The organism is Sphaerisporangium fuscum (assembly GCF_018531465.1).
Classification (GTDB): domain Bacteria; phylum Actinomycetota; class Actinomycetes; order Streptosporangiales; family Streptosporangiaceae; genus Sphaerisporangium; species Sphaerisporangium fuscum.
The window spans coordinates 192,731-211,028 of record NZ_JAHDTF010000001.1 but is presented as its reverse complement, the minus strand read 5'-3'; the positions used below and the strand labels follow the sequence as shown (position 1 = coordinate 211,028).

Annotated in this window: 16 protein-coding genes; 7 read left to right on the top strand and 9 right to left on the bottom strand. The window is 73.7% G+C overall.

What is annotated here, in order from left to right; translation table 11 throughout:
* Window positions 1-5: 5 nt before the first annotated feature.
* The 4 genes from KIK05_RS00925 to KIK05_RS00910 form a co-directional block, all read right to left on the bottom strand.
* The gene (locus tag KIK05_RS00925; protein WP_214408542.1) at window positions 6-1,430 is read right to left on the bottom strand and encodes a tetratricopeptide repeat protein; all 1,425 of its coding nucleotides are present in this window, start codon (window positions 1,428-1,430) and stop codon (window positions 6-8) included.
* Between the two features lie 97 nt (window positions 1,431-1,527).
* The gene (locus tag KIK05_RS00920) at window positions 1,528-2,640 is read right to left on the bottom strand and encodes a sulfite exporter TauE/SafE family protein (protein ID WP_214408541.1); all 1,113 of its coding nucleotides are present in this window, start codon (window positions 2,638-2,640) and stop codon (window positions 1,528-1,530) included.
* Window positions 2,641-2,897: 257 nt separating this feature from the next.
* A complete protein-coding gene (locus KIK05_RS00915; RefSeq protein WP_214408540.1) occupies window positions 2,898-3,545 on the bottom strand; it encodes a response regulator in 648 nt (215 codons plus the stop codon).
* Entirely contained in the window at window positions 3,542-4,702 is a 1,161-nt protein-coding gene (locus KIK05_RS00910) for a sensor histidine kinase (RefSeq protein ID WP_214408539.1), read from the bottom strand. The genes KIK05_RS00915 and KIK05_RS00910 overlap by 4 nt, the downstream gene beginning before the upstream one ends.
* Before the next feature lie 189 nt (window positions 4,703-4,891).
* Here KIK05_RS00910 and ggt point away from each other — a divergent pair, with 189 nt between their 5' ends.
* A complete protein-coding gene (gene ggt, locus KIK05_RS00905) occupies window positions 4,892-6,724 on the top strand; it encodes a gamma-glutamyltransferase (RefSeq protein WP_214408538.1) in 1,833 nt (610 codons plus the stop codon).
* Here the strand turns inward: ggt and KIK05_RS00900 are convergent.
* The gene (locus KIK05_RS00900; protein WP_214408537.1) at window positions 6,714-8,180 is read right to left on the bottom strand and encodes a flavin-containing monooxygenase; all 1,467 of its coding nucleotides are present in this window, start codon (window positions 8,178-8,180) and stop codon (window positions 6,714-6,716) included. The two genes, ggt and KIK05_RS00900, sit on opposite strands and share 11 nt — an antisense overlap.
* Window positions 8,181-8,317: 137 nt before the next feature.
* Window positions 8,318-8,488, bottom strand: coding sequence for a hypothetical protein (locus KIK05_RS00895; protein WP_214408536.1), 171 nt, complete (start codon window positions 8,486-8,488; stop codon window positions 8,318-8,320).
* 129 nt (window positions 8,489-8,617) lie between these two features.
* On the opposite strand from KIK05_RS00895, the gene KIK05_RS00890 reads away from it, so the two are divergent.
* Entirely contained in the window at window positions 8,618-9,472 is an 855-nt protein-coding gene (locus tag KIK05_RS00890; RefSeq protein WP_214408535.1) for an SURF1 family protein, read from the top strand.
* Window positions 9,473-9,530: 58 nt separating this feature from the next.
* Entirely contained in the window at window positions 9,531-9,845 is a 315-nt protein-coding gene (locus KIK05_RS00885; RefSeq protein ID WP_214408534.1) for a DUF3817 domain-containing protein, read from the top strand.
* Between the two features lie 56 nt (window positions 9,846-9,901).
* Here KIK05_RS00885 and KIK05_RS00880 read toward each other — a convergent pair whose 3' ends face one another.
* Both KIK05_RS00880 and KIK05_RS00875 read right to left on the bottom strand, forming a co-directional pair.
* Window positions 9,902-10,093 carry a tail-anchor membrane protein gene (locus KIK05_RS00880; RefSeq protein ID WP_214408533.1) on the bottom strand — a complete coding sequence of 64 codons (192 nt, stop codon included), beginning with the start codon at window positions 10,091-10,093 and terminating at the stop codon, window positions 9,902-9,904.
* Between the two features lie 157 nt (window positions 10,094-10,250).
* Window positions 10,251-11,195 (bottom strand): LLM class F420-dependent oxidoreductase, encoded by a 945-nt coding sequence (locus KIK05_RS00875; RefSeq protein ID WP_214408532.1) that lies wholly within the window; start codon window positions 11,193-11,195, stop codon window positions 10,251-10,253.
* 319 nt (window positions 11,196-11,514) lie between these two features.
* On the opposite strand from KIK05_RS00875, the gene KIK05_RS00870 reads away from it, so the two are divergent.
* From KIK05_RS00870 to KIK05_RS00855, 4 genes are all read left to right on the top strand, one after another.
* Entirely contained in the window at window positions 11,515-12,711 is a 1,197-nt protein-coding gene (locus tag KIK05_RS00870; RefSeq protein ID WP_214408531.1) for a cellulose-binding domain-containing protein, read from the top strand.
* A gap of 73 nt (window positions 12,712-12,784) precedes the next feature.
* Complete coding sequence (locus KIK05_RS00865; RefSeq protein ID WP_214408530.1) at window positions 12,785-13,471, top strand: response regulator transcription factor; 687 nt, start codon at window positions 12,785-12,787, stop codon at window positions 13,469-13,471.
* Window positions 13,468-16,038 (top strand): DUF4153 domain-containing protein, encoded by a 2,571-nt coding sequence (locus KIK05_RS00860; protein WP_214408529.1) that lies wholly within the window; start codon window positions 13,468-13,470, stop codon window positions 16,036-16,038. Before KIK05_RS00865 ends, KIK05_RS00860 begins: the two co-directional genes overlap by 4 nt.
* Before the next feature lie 36 nt (window positions 16,039-16,074).
* A complete protein-coding gene (locus KIK05_RS00855) occupies window positions 16,075-17,292 on the top strand; it encodes a hypothetical protein (protein WP_214408528.1) in 1,218 nt (405 codons plus the stop codon).
* A 2-nt stretch (window positions 17,293-17,294) separates the two neighbouring features.
* On the opposite strand, the gene KIK05_RS00850 is transcribed toward KIK05_RS00855, so the two are convergent.
* Window positions 17,295-18,290, bottom strand: coding sequence for a LacI family DNA-binding transcriptional regulator (locus KIK05_RS00850; protein ID WP_214408527.1), 996 nt, complete (start codon window positions 18,288-18,290; stop codon window positions 17,295-17,297).
* Window positions 18,291-18,298: the final 8 nt, after the last annotated feature.

Here is an 18,298-nt window from a genome sequence, read left to right as displayed (position 1 = left end):
CGGCGTCACGTGAGGCCGAGGCGTTTGCGTAGCCGCCTGGACGTGGCGAGCACGTGCTCGATCTCCGACGGCGTCGGCCACGGCGCCGTGCCGGGTCGCAGCAGCGTCGCCCGCACCGCCCCGAGGTGCTCGATCGCGCTCGCGTGCAGCCCGCTCTGCTCGGTCAGCCAGGCCACCACGTCGACGGGCTCCCGGAGCCGCCGCGTGAGCAGATCCCACGTGCCGAGGATCTCGGTGAGGTCGGCCAGCCGCAACGTGGTGCCGCCCCGCCTGCCCGCCGCGGCGACGGCGAGCTCGGCGCGGGCCACCAGCTCGGGCTCCACCGGGCGGTCCCACAGCGGCGCCGGCTGCTCTCCCGCCCTCGGGGCGGCGTCGGCCGCGCTTCCGATGACCGACCGCAGGGTGGACAGCTCCGCGGCCGCGCCCGGATGCCCGCACATCGCGGCCTGGCGCAGCCAGTGCTGCCCGCCCCGCAGGTCGCTGTGCTCGGCGATGAGCAGCAGGCCGAAGTTGTACGCCGACTCGGGGTCGCCGCTCGCCGCCGCCCGCCCGAACCAGTGGCTGGCCGCGCGGGGGTCCTCAAGCTCGACGCAGACGAATCCCGCCATGCGCTGGTCCTCGACCCTGCCGAAGTGCGCCGCCCGCTCGAACCAGGCACGCGCCGTGCGCAGGTCACGGCGGGCCAGCGCGAGCCTGCCGAGCTGGGACGCCGCCGCCGGGTGGTCGGCCCGGGCGGCGAGGCGGTAGAGCGCCTCCGCGCCCTCCGGGTCGCGGTCGGCGTGCAGCAGCCGGCCGAGGTAGTAGGCCGCGTCGGCGTGCCCGCCCCGCGCGGCGTACTCCCACCAGCCGCGTGCCTGCGCGTCCTCGCCCGCCGCGTAACTCATGAAGGCGAGGTCGTGGGCGGAGGCCAGGTCTCCGGCCGAGGCCGCCCGATGGTGCCAGTCGCGGGCCGCCAGGCCGTCGCCGATGTCCTCGCACAGCAGCGCCAGCCGCCGCGCGGCCGGGCGCGAGCCGGCGCGGGCGGCGCTCTCGAACCAGTGTCGCGCGCCGCGGAAGTCCCCGCGCTGTTCCAGCAGCAGGGTGGCGAGGTTGACGGCCGCCTCGGCGTCCCCGGCTCCGGCGGCCAGCTCGTACCAGGTGATCGCCTCGTCGAGACTGCCGTGCTTCTCGTGCCAGATGCCGAGGTTGTAGGCGCTGTCGATGTTCCCCGCCGCCGCGGCCCGCTCCCACCAGTGGCGCGCGGCGGACCGGTCACCGCGCTGGGCGTACAGGCGGCCGAGCCGGTGGGCGGCGGCCGGGTCGCCCGCGTGGGCGGCGGTCAGCAGCTCGCCCTCGCCAGGGTCGCCTCCGGAGGAAGGCTCGGGAGCACGGGGCATCGGCACGGCGTGCCGGGCGACGGCCGCCTCCGGTTCACCATGCCACCACGTCATGGGGGACAGAGTCGCACGTGATCCACTGCGACGGATCGTAATCGACAGGTTCTTGCCGTCCGGCGGAACGCGTTTGACCCGCCGGTCTCGCCGCACGTCAGCGGGCAGGAGGGGCGCCCGGCCGGTTGATGTCGATGACGCCGGTGTACATCCCCATGCCGCACACGTACCGGAGCCTTCCCGGGCTCTGGGGCGCGAGCCGTACGGTCGTCTCTCCCGAAACGGGCAGGGTGATGTCGTGACCCTGGATGGTCACCGATCGCGTGCATCCGTGGTTCTCCCGGGTGCGGAAGACGATCTCGGTCGGCCGTCCGGCCTCCACGGCCGCCACGGCGGGACGGTAGCCCTGGTCGGTCGACCAGATGGTGATCACCTGGGTGCCGTCGGCGCGGACGGACGCGCCGGCGGCGGCCGGCGCCGAGGTCTCGATCTCCGGCAGCCACCCGCCCAGACGCAGCCCGGCGGCCATGGTGACGACGCCGGCGACGAGGGCCGCCAGCGCCGCGACGGCCGCGAGCCGCGTCGTCGCCAACCGGCGCAGCAGCAGGCCCAGCGCGGCGAACGCCGGAGCGGTCCCGGCCGTGAACCCGGCCATCACCGCGGCGCCCCCCAGCCAGGAACCGCTGGACACCGCGACGACCTCGGTGGTGAGCGTGACGCCGCATGGAACGAGGATCGTCGCCGCCCCGAGCGCCGCCGCGCGCCCTGACATGATCCGGCGTGGCGGATTCGGCGGGGAGTGGCCTCCAGGCCGGGCGAGCCGCCGTAGGACGGCGCCGATCTCGCCGCACCGCTCCTCGCCGCGTCGGCGCCGCAGTGGTGATGCCGGTGGTGGCGGGGTGGAGGTCACGGCCTCGGTGGGGTGGCGGTGGCGCAGGAGGAGGCGGGTCGCGTAGAGGGCCACGGCGGCGCCGGATGCGATCAGCAGCACCGCGCGGGCCTGCGGCGGGACCGGCGTCGCGCCGCCGAGCAGGCCGAGAAGCGCGCCCGCCGTCGTGTGGGTCGCCAGCCGCCCGCCGAGGAACGCCGCCACCAGCCCCGGGCTCGACGGCGAGGGGGCTGCGCCGGGCGCACAGCAGGAGGACACCCCCGTGGTGCGGGGAGGCTGGACGAGGCCGATCAGGAGGCCTCCCTGCACCGCCGTGCAGGAGGCGGTGCCGGCGAGCAGACCGGCGGCGAGCCCACCGGCGAACAGGGCGGCCGACGTCACGCGGCGCGCACCGAAAGCGGATCGACGCGTGGCACGGCCGGCGGCGGCCCGCCGCGTGATGCGTCTTCCGCCGCGGGGTGCGGTCGTCGGCTCGGCTCCACGAGATCCTCCTCCGTAAAGGCCTCCTCGCGGACCGTAACCGATACCGGCGGTGACCGCCAGTGACAGTTTCGTAACGCTACGACGATCGGCGGCGCCGGTGGCCGTACTCCCCGGTGCGCCCGGTCAGCCGGTACCGGATGGCCGGCAGGTGTCTGTCAGAGCCACCCGGGCTTGACCAGGCCCGACTCGTAGGCGATGACGACCAGCTGGGCGCGGTCGCGGGCCTGGAGCTTCATCATGGCGCGGCTGACATGGGTCTTGGCCGTCGCGGGGGCCATGTAGAGCTTGACGGCGATCTCGTCGTTGGTCATGCCCGCGCCGACCAGGGTGAGGACCTCTCTCTCCCGCTCGGTCAGCTGGTCGAGACCCGCCATCGCGGACGGCTCCTTGGCCCGGGAGGCGTACTCGGCGATGAGCCGCCGGGTCACGCTGGGGGACAGCAGCGCCTCACCCGCCGCCACGACGCGGACGGCCTGGATCAGCTCGGCCGGCTCGGTGTCCTTCACCAGGAAGCCGCTGGCGCCTCCGCGCAGCGCCTCGAAGACGTACTCGTCGAGCTCGAACGTGGTCAGGATGATGACCTTGACGTCTCCGGGCATCTTCCGCGTCGCCGTCAGGCCGTCCATGCCGGGCATGCGGATGTCCATGAGCACCACGTCGGGCTCGTGGATCTCGGCCAGCCGGACGGCCTCCGCGCCGTCGGACGCCTCGGCCACCACGGCCATGCCCTCCTGGGCGTCGAGCAGCGCGCGGAACCCGGCCCGCACGAGGGCCTGGTCGTCGGCCAGCAGGATCTTGATCACTCGGTTTCCTCGGATGTGTCGTCGCCCGCCGCGGGCGGGACGGGAAGGCGGGCCTCGACGCGGAAGCCGTGGCCGTGGGGCGCGGCGGTCAGCGATCCCCCGAGCGCCGCCGCGCGCTCGCGCATGCCAGGGATGCCGTTGCCGCCCCGCTCGTCGCCGAGCGTGACCGGGAGGGTGGCGCCGGTGTCCTCGACGCGGACGACCAGCTCCGCCTGCCGGTACAGCAGCGTCACCGTGGCTCCCGCGCCGGGCGCGTGCTTGGTGACGTTGGTCAGCGACTCCTGGACGATGCGGTAGGCGGCCCGCTCGACACCGGGCGGAAGCGGCCGGGGCGTGCCCACGACCCGCTTGGTCACGGTGGGCCCGCTGCGCTCGACCAGCTCGTCGAGCCGGCTCAGGCCCGCCGTCGGGGACCTCGGCGCCCCCTCGCGCAGCACGCCGAGCACCGACCGCATCTCGGTGAGGACGTCCTTGCTGGCCTGCTTGATGGTCGCCAGGGCGGTGCGGGCCTGCTCGGGGTGTTCGTCGATCAGGTGCAGCGCGGTGGACGCCTGGACGTGGATGAGCGAGATGCTGTGGCCGAGCACGTCGTGCAGCTCCTGCGCCATCGTGAGCCGCTCCTCGCTGACCTGGCGCCTCGCCTCCTCCTCTTCGACCCGCTCGCGCTCCACGCGCTGGTCGCGCCGGGCCCGGGCCACCTCGGAGACGGTCAGCACGAGCAGGACGACCGCCGCCACCGCGCCGTGGTGCCAAAGGCCGAGCGGGGTCGGGACGATCCAGGTGGCGTAGGAGACGAAGAACAGGTAGAAGGTGCCGGCCGCGAGCCAGGTGGCGCGGCGATGGCCGGCCATGACCGCGTTGAAGATCGCGACGATCGGGCTGAGGAAGATCGGTCCGTAGGAATAGCCCTGGTACACGAAGGCGCAGGTGGCGGCGATCGTGACCCAGAGGGCCGCGACGGGGTGGGCGCGGCGCATGAGCAGCCCCAGCGGGCCGGCCGCCGCCAGCGCGTATCCCAGGGGGTCCAGCGGGACGCGGGTGGCCGGGTCGCCCGGGTGGACCTGGGCCTTCTGCGCGCCCGCCGTGCCCCAGGTCTGTCCCATGGCAACCAGCAGAGGCAGCATGGGCTCGATCGGATAGCGTCGTTTCGCGCGCACCCCAGAACGGTATGTCACCCCGCTGACCAGCGCATCGGCCCAGCGTGGCAGGACGGTCTACGCTCCCGGGTGTACGAGGGGGCCGCCCTCCGCGTGGGCGGGGGCACCGGACCGGATGCTTTCACAGCGATTGACCGCGCTCGTGACGCTGTGAGTCAATGCTGGTGCGATCTAGGAATGAGGTCCACCATGAGCATTCGCCGCGTGGCCGTGCCCCTCGTCGGGGTCGCCGTCTCCCTGACGTTCGTCGCGCCTTCAGGAACCGCCCAGGCCTCGATCACCGCCGCGCGCGGCGACGTCCAGGTCACCCGGGGGGAGGCCAAGGTCCCCGTCGCCGAGGGGTACGGCGGCGCGGTCTCGACCGTCGACCTGGACGCCAGCAAGGCCGCCCTGCGCGTCCTCGAACAGGGCGGCAACGCCATGGACGCCGCCGTCGCCGGCGCCGCCACGCTCGGCGTCACCGAGCCGTACTCCGCGGGGCTCGCGGGCGGCGGCTTCCTCGTCTACTACGACGCCCGCCGCGGCAAGGTCGTGACGATCGACGGCCGAGAGAAGGCCCCGCAGGCCATGACCGAGACCTCCCTGCAGGAGAACGGCGCGGCGATCCCGTTCGACCAGGCCGTGACCAGCGGGCTCTCGGCCGGCGTGCCCGGCAGCGTGGCGCAGTGGGAGCTCGCCCTCGACCGCTACGGCACCTTCTCGCTCGCCAAGGCGCTCCAGCCCGCCGTCGACGTCGCCACCCGCGGCTTCACGGTCGACCAGACCTTCCACGACCAGACCGCGCAGAACGCCGACCGTTTCGCCGACTTCACCTCCACCGCCGCCCTGTACCTCCCGAACGGCGCCCCGCCGCCCGTCGGGTCGGTCTTCCGCAACCCCGACCTGGCCGCGACCTACCGGGAGCTGGGCCGGCGGGGCGGCCGGTGGCTGTACGGCGGCAAGCTCGGCCAGGAGGTCGTCGCCACCGTCAAGGCGCCCCCCGTCAGGCCGGGCGCCACCCGGGTCGTACGGCCGGGCCTGATGGAGGTGTCCGACCTGAAGGCCTACCGGGCGCTGGAGCGCCGGCCCACCAAGATCGAATTCAAGGGCATGGACGTCTACGGCATGGCGCCGCCGTCCTCGGGCGGGTCGACGGTCGGCGAGGCGCTGAACATCCTGGAGGCGCTGCCGAAGGCCGGCCTGCACGAGTACCTCGAGGCCTCGCGGCTGGCCTTCGCCGACCGCAACAAGTTCGTCGGCGACCCCGACCACGTCGACGTGCCGCTCAAGGAGCTGCTGTCGGACGGGTTCGCCAAGGAGCGGGCCTGCCTGATCGGCGACGTGGCCTTGCCGAGCCCGGCCGCCCCCGGTTCCCCGGACGGCTCCTACGGCGAATGCCGGACGCAGGGCGCAGCCGCCGCCGGCGGCGAGGCCGCCGAGAAGCCCGAGGGGCCGGAGACGACGCACCTGGTCGTCACCGACCGCTGGGGCGACGTCGCGGCGTACAACATCACCATCGAGCAGACCGGCGGGAACGGCATCGTCGTCCCGGGCCGGGGCTTCCTGCTGAACAACGAGCTCACCGACTTCACCTTCGGCCCGGCGCCCGGCGACCCGAACCTCCCGGCCCCCGGCAAGCGGCCCCGCTCCTCGATGGCGCCGACGATCATCCTGAAGAACGGCAGGCCGTTGCTGGCCGTGGGCTCGCCGGGCGGCGCCACGATCATCACCACGGTGCTGCAGATCCTCGTGAACCGCTACGAGTTCGGCATGTCGCTGCCCGAGGCGATCGCCGCGCCGAGGGCCAGCCAGCGTAACGCCGCGGTGACCCAGGCCGAGCAGGCCTTCATCGACCGCTACGGCGCCGAGCTGACCGCGCGCGGGCACCGGTTCGCCATTCCGACCACTCCGCCGGTCGGCGAGATCGGGGCGGCCACCGGCCTGGAGTTCCTCGGCCACGGCAAGGTGCAGGCGGTCGCGGAGCCCTCGCGCAGGGGAGGGGGCAGCGCGCTGGTCGTCGTCCCGGGCAAGCTCACGCGATGAGCTCGTAGGCCCCCGGCTTCGCCCTGCGGGTGCGGGCCCAGAACTCGAAGCTGAAGCCCGGCCACAGCGTTCGGTTGCGGCCGGCCGCGTCGAGGTACCAGCTGCGGCAGCCGCCCTCGGACCAGACCAGTCGCGAAAGCCGTCGCTGCAGCCCGGCGTCGTAGGCCCGCTCGACCTCGGGCCGCACGTCGAGGGCCTTCGCCCCGGTGGCCGACAGCAGGCGCAGGCACGACATGACGTGCCGCACCTGGGCCTCGATCATGAAGACGACCGAGTTGTGCGCGAGCCCGGTGTTCGGGCCGAGCAGGAAGAACAGGTTCGGGAAGCCCGAGGTGGTCGTGCCGAGGTAGGCGTGGACGCCGTCGCGCCAGGCGTCCTGGAGCTTCAGGCCGTTCCTGCCGACGATGTGCTGCTCGTGCAGGACGTCGGTGACCTTGAAGCCGGTGCCGTAGACGATCACGTCCACGGGGTGCTCCCGGCCGGTGGCGTCGACGATCGAGCGCTCGCGTATCTCGGTGATCGGGTCGGTGACCAGTTCGACGTTGTCGCGGAGCAGGGCCGGGTAGTAGTCGCCGGACAGCAGGATGCGCTTGCAGCCGATCGTGTAGTCGGGGGTCAGCTTGGCGCGCAGCGCCGGGTCGGGCACCTGGGCGGCCAGGTGGCGTTCGGCGAGCGCCTGCTGCGCCTTCATCAGCCGCGGGTCGACGGTGAAGCCGAGGGCCCGGGCCTCCAGCAGCCAGTAGATCGCATCGCGCAGCACCCGCAGCGTGAACGGCAGCGTTCGCAGTGTTCTCCTGGTCCGGGGCGACAGCTCGAGATCGGGTTTGGGCTGGATCCACGGGGCGGTCCGCTGGAAGACGTGCAGCCGTTCGACCACGGGGGCGATGCGCGGGACGAACTGCACGGCGGACGCGCCGGTGCCGACCACTGCGACGCGCTTGCCGGTCAGGTCCAAGGTGTGGTCCCAGTCCGCCGAGTGGAACGACCGGCCGGTGAACGCCTCCCGCCCGGGGATGCCGGGGTAGGACGGGACGTGCAGCGCGCCGATGCCGGACACCACGGCGTTGGTGGTGAACCTCTCCCCACCGGTGGTGGTGACCTGCCAGCGGCTCGCCCGGTCGTCGTACTCCAGCGCGGCCACCTTCCGGCCGAAGCGCAGGTGCGGGGCGAGCCCGTACTTCTTCACGCACGCCCGCATGTACGCCCAGATCTCCTCCTGCGGGGCGAACAGGCGCGACCAGTCGGGGTTGAGGGCGAAGGAGAAGGAGTACATGGGAGAGGGGACGTCGCAGGCGCACCCGGGGTAGGTGTTGTCGCGCCAGGTGCCGCCGAGGTCGGGTTCCTTCTCGAGGATCACGAAGTCGTGGTAGCCCGCGTCCTTGAGCTTGATCGCCATGCAGAGGCCGGCGAAGCCGGAGCCGATGATCGTGATGCCGGGGCCGGTGGGTGGTGCCATGCGATCTCCCTATTAGACCTATGGTCTAATTTAGGTTCCAAGCGAGGCACGGTCCAGGGGGCGCCCTGTTTCCGGGCAGGGGAAAAGCGCCGACGGCGGCGTTGCCGGCGGCGCGGACTCCCTGTTGAGGTGGGGCGTCAGCGCACCAGGAGGAAGACCACCACGGCGACGACGATGACGGCGGCGGCGATGGCGATCGCCGGCACCAGGAACGACCGCTGCGGCGGGGCCGCCTCCGGCTCCTGACGCTGGGCGAAGGCCTTGAACTGCTGGGTGTTGCCTGCAGGATCAATCTGAGGTTCTGACATGGCAGAGACTTTAGCCACCCGGGACGACAGTTGAGGCTGTTTATGCCGGTTAGGCAGTGATCCGTGCATCGGAAGGCCGCCGATTCGGGCGAGTGCGGGACCGCCGGGTCGGGCGGATAGCGTGGGAGCATGCTCCGCACGCTGTTCTCGCCCCGCCTCGTGGGCCTCCACCTGGTGACGATCGGGGTGCTGATCTCGTTCACCCTCCTCGGGCGGTGGCAGCTCGGAGTGTTCGAGGAGTCGGGCAGGCCGCGCGCCGCCCTCGACCCGGCCCCCGTGGCGGTGGCCACGCTCCTGAAGGCGGGCGAGCGCGTGCCGGCCACGGTGGTGGGCCACCGAGTCACGGCCGAGGGCGAGTTCGACGCCTCCCGGCAGCTGCTCGTGGCCGAGCGCGCGCCCACGGTCGAGTCCGGCGGCGGGGCGGGCCGCGACGGAGGGTACTGGCTGCTGACCCCGCTCAAGCTGTCCGACGGCACCTTGCTGCCCGTCGTACGGGGATGGGTCTCCGACCCCGCTGACCCGGCGACCGCCGTACCGGGCGGGCAGGTGAGCGTGACGGGACGTGTGCAGCCCTCCGAACCCACCGACTTCGCCAGGCCCCGGACGGCTCCCCTTCCCCAGGGGCAGGTGGCCACCGTCTCCACCGCCTCGCTGATCAACCTCTGGCCGGGCGCCCGGCTGCGCGACGGATTCGTCGTCGCGACCGCGCAGGTCGCGGTGAGGTCCGGGGCCGCGCCCGCCCCGGCCGAGCGGCTGGTCGCGGCGCCGCCGCCCACCGCGCCCGGGGGGTTCACCTGGCGCAACCTCGCCTACGCCGCCCAGTGGTGGATCTTCGCGGCGTTCGCCGTGTTCATGTGGTTCCACTTCGTCCGCGACGCCCTCCGCGGCGGGCGGCGGGGCGAAGGGGCGGACGCCGAGGGCTCGGACGACGAGGACGAGGCGGTGGAGGCCGGCCGGGCCGTCGGGACGTCCCCGCAGGGCTGACCACGCCCCCGCCGGGATATCGTGTGGTGACCGCTCTCCAAGCGAGGTAATGACTGTCGTGGAATCCGCGTTCAAGCCCTTCCGGGTGATGGCCTACATCGTCGGGTGCATGCTGCTCGCCCTCGTCGCCGCCATGGTCGTGAAGTACGGCTTCGGCAACGCCACCCCGGTGGCGATCATCGGCCCCCTGCACGGCTTCCTGTACGCCGTGTACCTCCTGACGGCCCTCAACCTCGGGCTGAAGGCGCGCTGGTCGTGGCCCTTCACCCTCGTCGTGCTCCTCGCGGGCACGATCCCGTTCCTGTCGTTCGTCGCCGAGCGCAAGGCGGCCCAGCGCGTCCTCCGTGCCCAGGACGCCGCCGCCTCCGCCTGACGACCGGAGCCGTCACCGCCGGCCCGCCCCGCGATCGGGGTGGGCCGGTCGCGCCTTCAGCGGCCGATCTGGCGGCGCCGGATCCTGCGCAGCCGGGCCCGCTGCGACTCGTCGAGCATGAAGTAGGCCACCACGGGACCGCCCAGCACGGCGATGACGATGATCCACGCCACCAGCGACGGCAGCAGGAGAAGGGCGAGTACGGAGGCGATCCCCGCACCCAGGTAGTACTTAGCGAGTGGCGACATGGCCGGCCCTTTCTTTCAGCGGGGGAGATCCCCACCGCCCATTCTGCGTCGCCCCTTCAACGCGCGGCGGCTTCGGGCGAGTTCCACCCGCCACGAGTCGCGCCGGCGGCCTTCCGCCCGCGCCGTCGCCGTACGGCCGCCTTCCGCCGGCTCAGGCCTATTCCGCCAGGGCCTTCAAGGTCGCCTCGCCGCACGGGTCGGCGGGGGTGCTGACGGGGACGAGCGCCACCTCGTCGACGCCCGCCTCGGCGTAGGCGTCCAGGCGGTCCATGATCTCGACCGAGTCGCCGATCAGGGCGACCGACTCCAGCAGCGCGTCGGGGATGGCCGCCGCCAGGTCGGCGGGCGAGGGACAGGTGCGGGCGTAGGCGACGACGTCCGCGAAACCGGCCTCGGCGAACATCTCGGCGTAACCCGGCGCGGCGAGGTACGGGGCCACGCCCTGCCGGATCTGCGCGATCGCCGCCTCGTCGGGGTCCACGGCCGCGGCGACCCAGGCCGCGACCCGTGTCGTGCGGTCGAGCAGGCGCAGGTCGGTGACCAGCCGGGCCGCGGCGGCGGGGGTGAGGAGGTCGACCACCATGCGGTCGGCGAGCGCGGCGGCGCTCACCGCGAGGGGGCCGAACGCGGCGACGGTGATCTCGGACCGGGGGGCGGGCAGGCGGAGCCGGTACCCCTGACTGGACAGCTGCGTGCCGGAGAAGCCGGACTCCTCCCCGTCGAGCAGCGGCCGCAGCGCCTGGACGGCCTCGTGCAGCGCCGTGCCGGAGCCGGCGCGGGAGCGGCCGTGCCACCGCTCGACCACCTCGGCGCTGGAGGTGCCGAGCGCGACGCCGACCGGCCTGCCGGTGAGGGCGGCGACGGAGGCCGCGCCCATGGCGATCATCATGGGGTCCCGGACGGTGACCGCCAGCGGCCCGACGGTCAGCGTGATCCCGCGGGTCGCCGTGCCGATGGCCGTCGCCAGGGCGAAGGCGTCGTAGGTCCCTCTCTCGCCCACCCATACCTCGGGGTAGCCGCACTCGTCGGCGATCTGAGCGGTACGCACCGCCTCGCCCGCCGGGCGGTCACGCCACACCCCGAGGGAGACGCTGAGCCTCATGTGTTAACGCTCCTGCCGTAGCCCGCCGGGGAGCCCGTGCCTCACGGCGTGCCCCCGGCAACGTCCATGCGAGAGGCTTAGTCAACATCATGATCGAGGTTCCTCACCACCGGATGTGGAAGATCGTTCATGTTGTCCGAGGTGAAAGATTCAGCGGATCGGCGCCCTTGTCAAAGGTCGGCGGCGCGGGCGGTGAGGATGTCGTTGACAGGGCGGTGAGCAGGAAGAAAGCATCGCCGGCGAGTACGGTCGGTGGGAGCGCTCCCAGCCATCGGCGGTCCTCCGGTCCCGCGGCCTCATGTCGAAAGCGAGCGATCCGATGAGTGCTTCCGATTCCGCCTCTCCGCCCCCGCGCCCCGCCCGGCCCGCGCACCTGCGGCTCCTCGCCCTCCTGGCCGCCGTCACGGCGGTCGCGGCCCTGCTCGCGCCGGCACGGGCCGCCTCCGCCGCCGACCCCGCCTGCCGTGTCGACTACACCCTCAACCAGTGGAGCGGCGGGTTCACCGCCCAGGTGAAGGTCACCGATCTCGGCCCGGCGCTCACCGGCTGGGAGGTCCGGTGGACGTTCACGGCCGGCCAGACGGTCACCTCGGCGTGGAACGCCAAGGTGACGCAGACGGGGAGCGCGGTGTCGGCCGTCAACCTGTCCTACAACGCCACGCTCCCGGCCGGAGGCTCGGCCGACTTCGGCCTCCAGGGCGCCTCGGGGACCGCCAACCCCGTGCCCACCGACTTCACCCTCAACGGCGTGCCCTGCAACGGCACCGGGACACCCACGCCCACGCCGACCCCCACGCCGACCCCGACCCCGACTCCCACCCCGCCCGCCGGGTGCGCGGGAGCCGTCGTCTGCTCCGGTTTCGAGGACCAGACAGGCACGACCCCCACCGGCGACTGGCAGGTGACCGCGCCCAACTGCCAGGGCTCCGGCACGGCCACCGTGGACACCTCCACGGCCCACAGCGGCGCCAGGTCCCTGCGGGTGAACGGCGGGGGCGGGTACTGCAACCACGTCTTCGTGGGCACGACCAGGACCGTCTCCGCGGCCGGCCCCGTGGTGTACGCGCGCGTGTGGGTCAGGCACACCACGGCTCTGCCCGCCTCCCACGTGACCATGATCACCATGGCCGACACCGCGGACGGCGGGAAGGACCTGCGGATCGGCGGGCAGAACGGCGCCCTGCAGTGGAACCGCGAGTCCGACGACGCCACCCTGCCGGAACAGAGCCCGGCGGGCGTCGCGCTCAGCACGCCGCTGCCCACCGGCCGGTGGGTGTGCCTGCGCTACCAGATCGACACCACCAGGCAGGCGATGAGCACCTGGCTGGACGACAAGGAGGTCGCGGGACTGCACCTGGACGGCACGCCGACGCACGACGTCGACGCCCAGTGGCTGAGCCGCACGACGCCACCGCGCCCGGCGACCCTGCGCCTGGGCTGGGAGAGTTACGGCGGCGACGCCGACACCCTCTGGTTCGACGACGTCGCCCTCGGCTCCTCCCCGATCGCCTGCTGAGCCCACCCGGCTGCACCGGATCTTCACATATCGCTCAGGGTCGTCTGCACCGGACGGTCCTAGGCTCCCCTCCATGGCAGACCAGCGGCGCGTCCTCGTGGTCGAGGACGACGACACCATCGCGACGGCACTGCGGAACCGGCTCGTGGCCGAGGGGTTCGAGGTCCGGGTCGCGGGCGACGGAGAGGAGGCGCTCGCGGCGTACGCGCGGGCCGAGCCCGACCTGGTGGTCCTCGACAGGCTGCTCCCGGGCGTGGACGGCATCGAGGTGTGCCGGCGCATGCAGGCCGCCCGTCCGGTCCCGGTGCTGATGCTCACCGCTCTCGGGGAGGAGACCGACCTGCTCGTGGGGCTCGGGGTGGGGGCCGACGACTACCTCACCAAGCCGTTCAGCATGCGCGAGCTGGTCGCGCGGATCCACGCCCTGCTCCGCAGGGTCGAACGGGCCGCGCAGCTCGCGCACGAGGACACGGTGATCCGCGTGGGGGAGGTGGAGATCAACACCGCCGAGCGCCGGGTCTTCGTGCGCGGGGTGGAGTCCCAGCTGACACGCACCGAGTTCGACCTGCTCAGGCGCATGGCCGAGCGGCCCGGCCACGTCTTCGAGCGTGAGCGGCTGCTGTCGGACATCTGGGGCTTCTCGGAGGCGGCGGCCACCCGCACCGTCGACAGCCACGTGCGGGCCCTGCGCCGCAAGCTCGGCTCGGGCGTCGTGCGCACGGTGCACGGCGTGGGGTACGCGATGGTCAAGCCGTCATGAGGCCGCTGGACTTCCTCGGCCGGATCAAGATCAAGCTCGGGCTGGTGATCCTGCTCGCGGTGGCCACCGCCTTCGCGATCAACGAGTTCGGCCGCTCGCTCGGCGTCGTCGGCGTCGTCCGCATGAGCCTGGCGGCGGTGCTCAGCCTCGGCACGGTTCAGCTGATCGGCCGGGGCATGACCAGGCCGCTGCGCGAGATGGCCAAGGCCGCGCAGACGATCGCCAAGGGCCGGTACGGCATGCGGGTCAGGGCCACCTCCCGGGACGAGGTGGGCGAGCTGGCGCGGGCCTTCAACGCGATGGCCGCCGACCTCGGCGAGGTGGACCGGCAGCGGCGGGAGTTCGTCGCCAACGTCAGCCACGAGCTGCGCACCCCCATCGCCGGCCTGCAGGCCGTGCTGGAGAACATCGTCGACGGCGTCTCGCCGCCGGATCCGGCGACGATGAGCACGGCCCTGGCCCGGACCGAGCGCCTCGGCCGCGTGGTCGCCCAGTTGCTCGACCTGTCACGGCTCGACTCGGGGGCCAGGTCGATCGAGCCGGAGCCCGTGGCGCTCGGGCCGCTGTGCGCCCAGGCCGTGCGCGAGGCCGCTCTCGCCCGCGACGACCTGACGATCAGCGCCGCCGTCCCGCCGGGCCTCGGCGTGCGCGCCGACCCGGCGCTGCTCGGCCAGGTGCTGGCCAACCTGCTCGACAACGCGGTCCGGCACAGCCCGCCCGGCAGCCTCGTCGTCCTGTCCGCGCGGCCCGCGCGGGCGGGCGTACGGCTGGAGGTGGCCGACCAGGGCCCCGGGATCCCGGCGCCGGAACGTTCCCGGGTCTTCGAGCGCTTCTCCCGCCTCGACGCCGCCCGTGCGGCGGACGCGGGCGGCGCGGGCCTCGGCCTGGCCATCGTCAAGGAGATCGTCGAACTGCACGGCGGCTCGATCGCGGTCGCCGACGCACCCGTCGGCTGCCGCATGGCGGTCGACCTTCCCGGAAGGACGCCCGCCGTGGACGACACCGAGGACGAGCCGTCACCGGCTCCCGAACCCGCCGAAGAGCACACTCAGGAGACGGGGCACCCCGAAGCGGACGACCCCGCCGGCGTCGGCGGCGGCTACGTGCCGCCCCCGCTGCTGCCGCGCCCCGACCTCCCCGAGACGCCCCGCTGGGTGCCGCCGCTCGCCGCGGCGGTGGGGGTCTTGGCGGCGGTGGTGCTGCCGTTCGCGCGGCCGGGCCTCGGCGGCGTCCTGGTGACCGTCGCCGCCGGAGCGGCCGTGCTGCCCTGGGCGCGGCACCGGATCACGCCGTGGACGGCCGCGTTCGCCCTGCTGGCGTACGCGATGGTGGCCGTCGCCGCGTTCCGCGACGCCGGGTGGCTGGTGATGCCCATGCTGCTTGCGGCCTTCGCCTTCGCGGCCCTGGCGGTGTCCGGCGCGGGACGCGGCTGGCTCGGGATGGCCGCCGGTGTGCTCTCGGTGCCCCTGGCCGTGCTGCCGCTGCCGTGGTTCCTCGCCGCGCCGCTGAAGGGCCGCCGGCAGCGGCTCGCCCCGGTGGTGGCCGGGCTGGGCCTGGCGGTGATCCTGATCATGGTCTTCGGAGTGCTCCTGACCGAGGCCGACGCGGTGTTCTCCGCCTACGCCGACCGCGCGCTGTCGGCGGCGGTCCAGAACTCCTCGCTGCCGATCCGCCTGGTGGTGTTCGCGGTCTTCACCGCGCTGGTGGGCGCCGCGACGCTCGTGGCGCTGCGGCCGCCGGTCGATCCCGTGCCGCCGGACCTGCGGGGGCGGGCGAGCGGCACCCTGTGGATCCCGCCCCTGCTGGCGCTGGACCTGCTGTTCGCGTCCTTCGTGGCCGTTCAGATCACCGCCCTGTTCGGCGGCGACCGGAGGGTCGTGGAGACCGCGGGGCTGACCTACGCCCAGTACGCGCGGTCGGGGTTCTTCGAGCTCGTCACGGTCAGCGTGTTCGTGCTCGGCATCGTCGCCCTCGCCGCCGGGGTGCTCGCCCCCAAGGGGCGGCAGCGGTGGCTGCTCGGCGGCCTGCTCGGCCTGCTGTGCGCGCTGACCCTGGTGATCCTGGCCTCCGCCCTGCACCGCCTCGGCCTCTACGTCGACGCCTACGGCCTGTCGCGGCTGCGGGCGTCGGTCGGCGCGGCCATCTTGTGGCTCGGCGCGGTGTTCGCGCTGGTCATGGTGACCGGGGGACTGCGGCTGGCCCGCCGCCCGTCCGGCCCGCTCCCGCGCATGCTGGTGCTGGTGACCGGCCTGTCGCTGGTGGCGTTCGCCGTCTGGAACCCCGACCTGCGCGTCGCCGAGAGCGCCGTCGGGCGGGGGCCGGGCAGGCTCGACGCGGCCTACCTGAGCGATCTGGGCGCCGAGGCCGTCCCCGTCGTCGACCGGCTGCCGGAGCCGGCGCGCAGTTGCCTGCTGTCGCGCATGGGGATCGTCGGCCGCCTGGGCGTTCCCGACTCCTGGCAGGGCTGGAACCTCGCCCGCGAGCGGGCCAGGGACGTGCTGCGGGACCGTCCGCTGCGGGAACGCTCCCAGGACAGGTGCGAAGAGATAAGGTCGCCTGGGACATAGGTCGTCAGAGCGGGCTCCCTGAAAGGCACGGCTGCGGTGGACGGGTCGGTTTACGTCTATGTCGAGGACGTGCGCGACGAAGGCGCCGGCCAGGTCCTCGACCGGATCGCCGGATACGGCGTGCGCGAGGTGACGGTCGCCGCCGCCCACCACGCCGCCCGCGACGTCACCCCGCACGGCGCCTCGCGGATCACCATCCGGTCCGACGGCGTGCACTTCCCTCCGCCGGGGGAGGTGTTCGCCGGCCTGCGCCTGGCGCCGCCGGTGCAGCCCGGCGCCGACGAGGAGCCCCTCGCGGCGCTGCGCGAGGCCGCGGCCGACCGGGGGATGGCCGTGCACGGGTGGACGGTCTTCCTGCACAACACCACGCTCGGCCGCGCCCACCCCGACGTCACCGTGCAGGACTGCTTCGGCGGGCGCGGCTACCCCGCGGCCCTGTGCCCGGCCCACCCCGACGTCCGCCTGTACGCCGTCGCGCTGGCGAGATCGGTGGCGCGGCAGGGGGCGAGCAGCGTGGTGGCCGATTCGCTGCACTTCGGGGAGTTCAGGCAGGGGTACGAGCAGGAGCGGTGTTTCGTCCCGCTCGGCCCGATGGACGAGTTCCTGTTCGGCCTGTGCTTCTGCACCTGGTGCATGCGCCGCGCCGCCGACCTCGGGGTGAAGGCCGAGGTCGCCCGCGAGGAGTGCGCCCGCATCGTCGGCGGCGTGCTCGACGGCGACCCGCCCGCGCAGGGCGAGGTCACGCGGGCGGCGCTCACCGCGTACGCGGGGCCGGAGGCCGTGGCGTACGCCAGGGCCCGCTCCGAGACGGTGACCTCGCTGGTCAGCGAGGTGTCGGCGGCGGTGGCGTCCGAGGGCTCCCAACTGACCTTCCTCGACGGCACCGGCCACCGCAAGGGGTACGCCGACGGGCTGCCCCCGGCCGGGCTGGCCGCCCACGACGCCTGGCAGCTCGGGGTCGACCTCGTCGCGCTCGGCGACCTGGTGCCGTCGTTCGGCGTGCTCGCCTACGCCAGGGACGCCGCGCGGGTGGCCGACGACGTCGGCGCCTACCGCCGTTCGGTGGGCAACGACCGCGAGCTGCGGGTGGTGCTGCGCCCGGGCCGGCCCGACACCGACTCCGAGGACCGGCTGGCGGCGAAGGTGCGCGCGGTCAAGGCCGCCGGCGGTGACAAGGTCGACTTCCACGCCTACGGCCTGGTGCCCTACAACGTGCTGGACCGCATTCCCCGCGCCCTCGGCCGCCAGGCCTGAGCTCAGGCCGATTCGCGCACGATCAGGTCGCTGGGGAGGGTGACGCGGTCGCTGGTGCGCTTCTCCGGCGGCGTGAGCAGCAGACGCACCATCGCGGTCGCCTGCTCGGGGATCGGGTGGCGCACCGTGGTCAGCGGCGGATCGGTGTAGCGGGCGGCCTCGATGTCGTCGAAGCCGACCACCGCGACGTCGTCGGGCACCCGCCGGCCCGCCTCCCGCAGCGTGCGCAGGGCGCCGATGGCCATCAGGTCGTTGGCGGCGAACACCGCGTCGAGCGCGGGGTCGTCCTCCAGGAGCTGCCGCATCGCCGCAGCGCCGGAGGCCCGGGTGAAGTCGCCGACCGCGACGATCGAGCGGCGGTCGGAGCCACGCAGGGCGTCGCGGTAGCCGGTGAGCCGGTCCTGCCCGGCGATCATGTCGGGCGGCCCGGCGATCGTGGCGATGCGCCGCCTGCCGGTGTCGAGCAGGTGCCGCACACCGGCCGCGGCTCCGCCCACGTTGTCGTTGTCGACGAACGGCATCTCCACCGCCACCGCGGGCCTGCCGTACGACACCACCGGCACCCCCATGCGCTTGAGCGCGGCGGGCAGCGGGTCGGCGCCGTGCATCGACAGCAGCAGGACCCCGTCGACGTGCCCGCCGGAGATGTACCGCTCGACGCGGGCGTGGCCGCTCGGCGAGCCGGCCAGCATGAGGACGACCTGCTTGTCGGCCGCCTCCAGCTCGGCGCCGACCGTGCGGATCACCGTCGAGAACAGCCAGTCGTCGGAGAACACCCTGGTGGCGGGCTCGGAGATGACCAGCGCCACCGAATCGGTGCGCTGGGTGACGAGACTGCGGGCGGCGGAGTTCGGGACGTACCCGAGCTCGTCCACCGCGCGCAGCACCGTCTCCCTGATCTCCGGGGTGACCGTCGCCTGGCCGTTGACGACCCGCGACACGGTCGCCCGGGAAACCCCGGCCCGCGCGGCCACCGCCTCCAGCGTCGGTCGTTTCATCACACAGC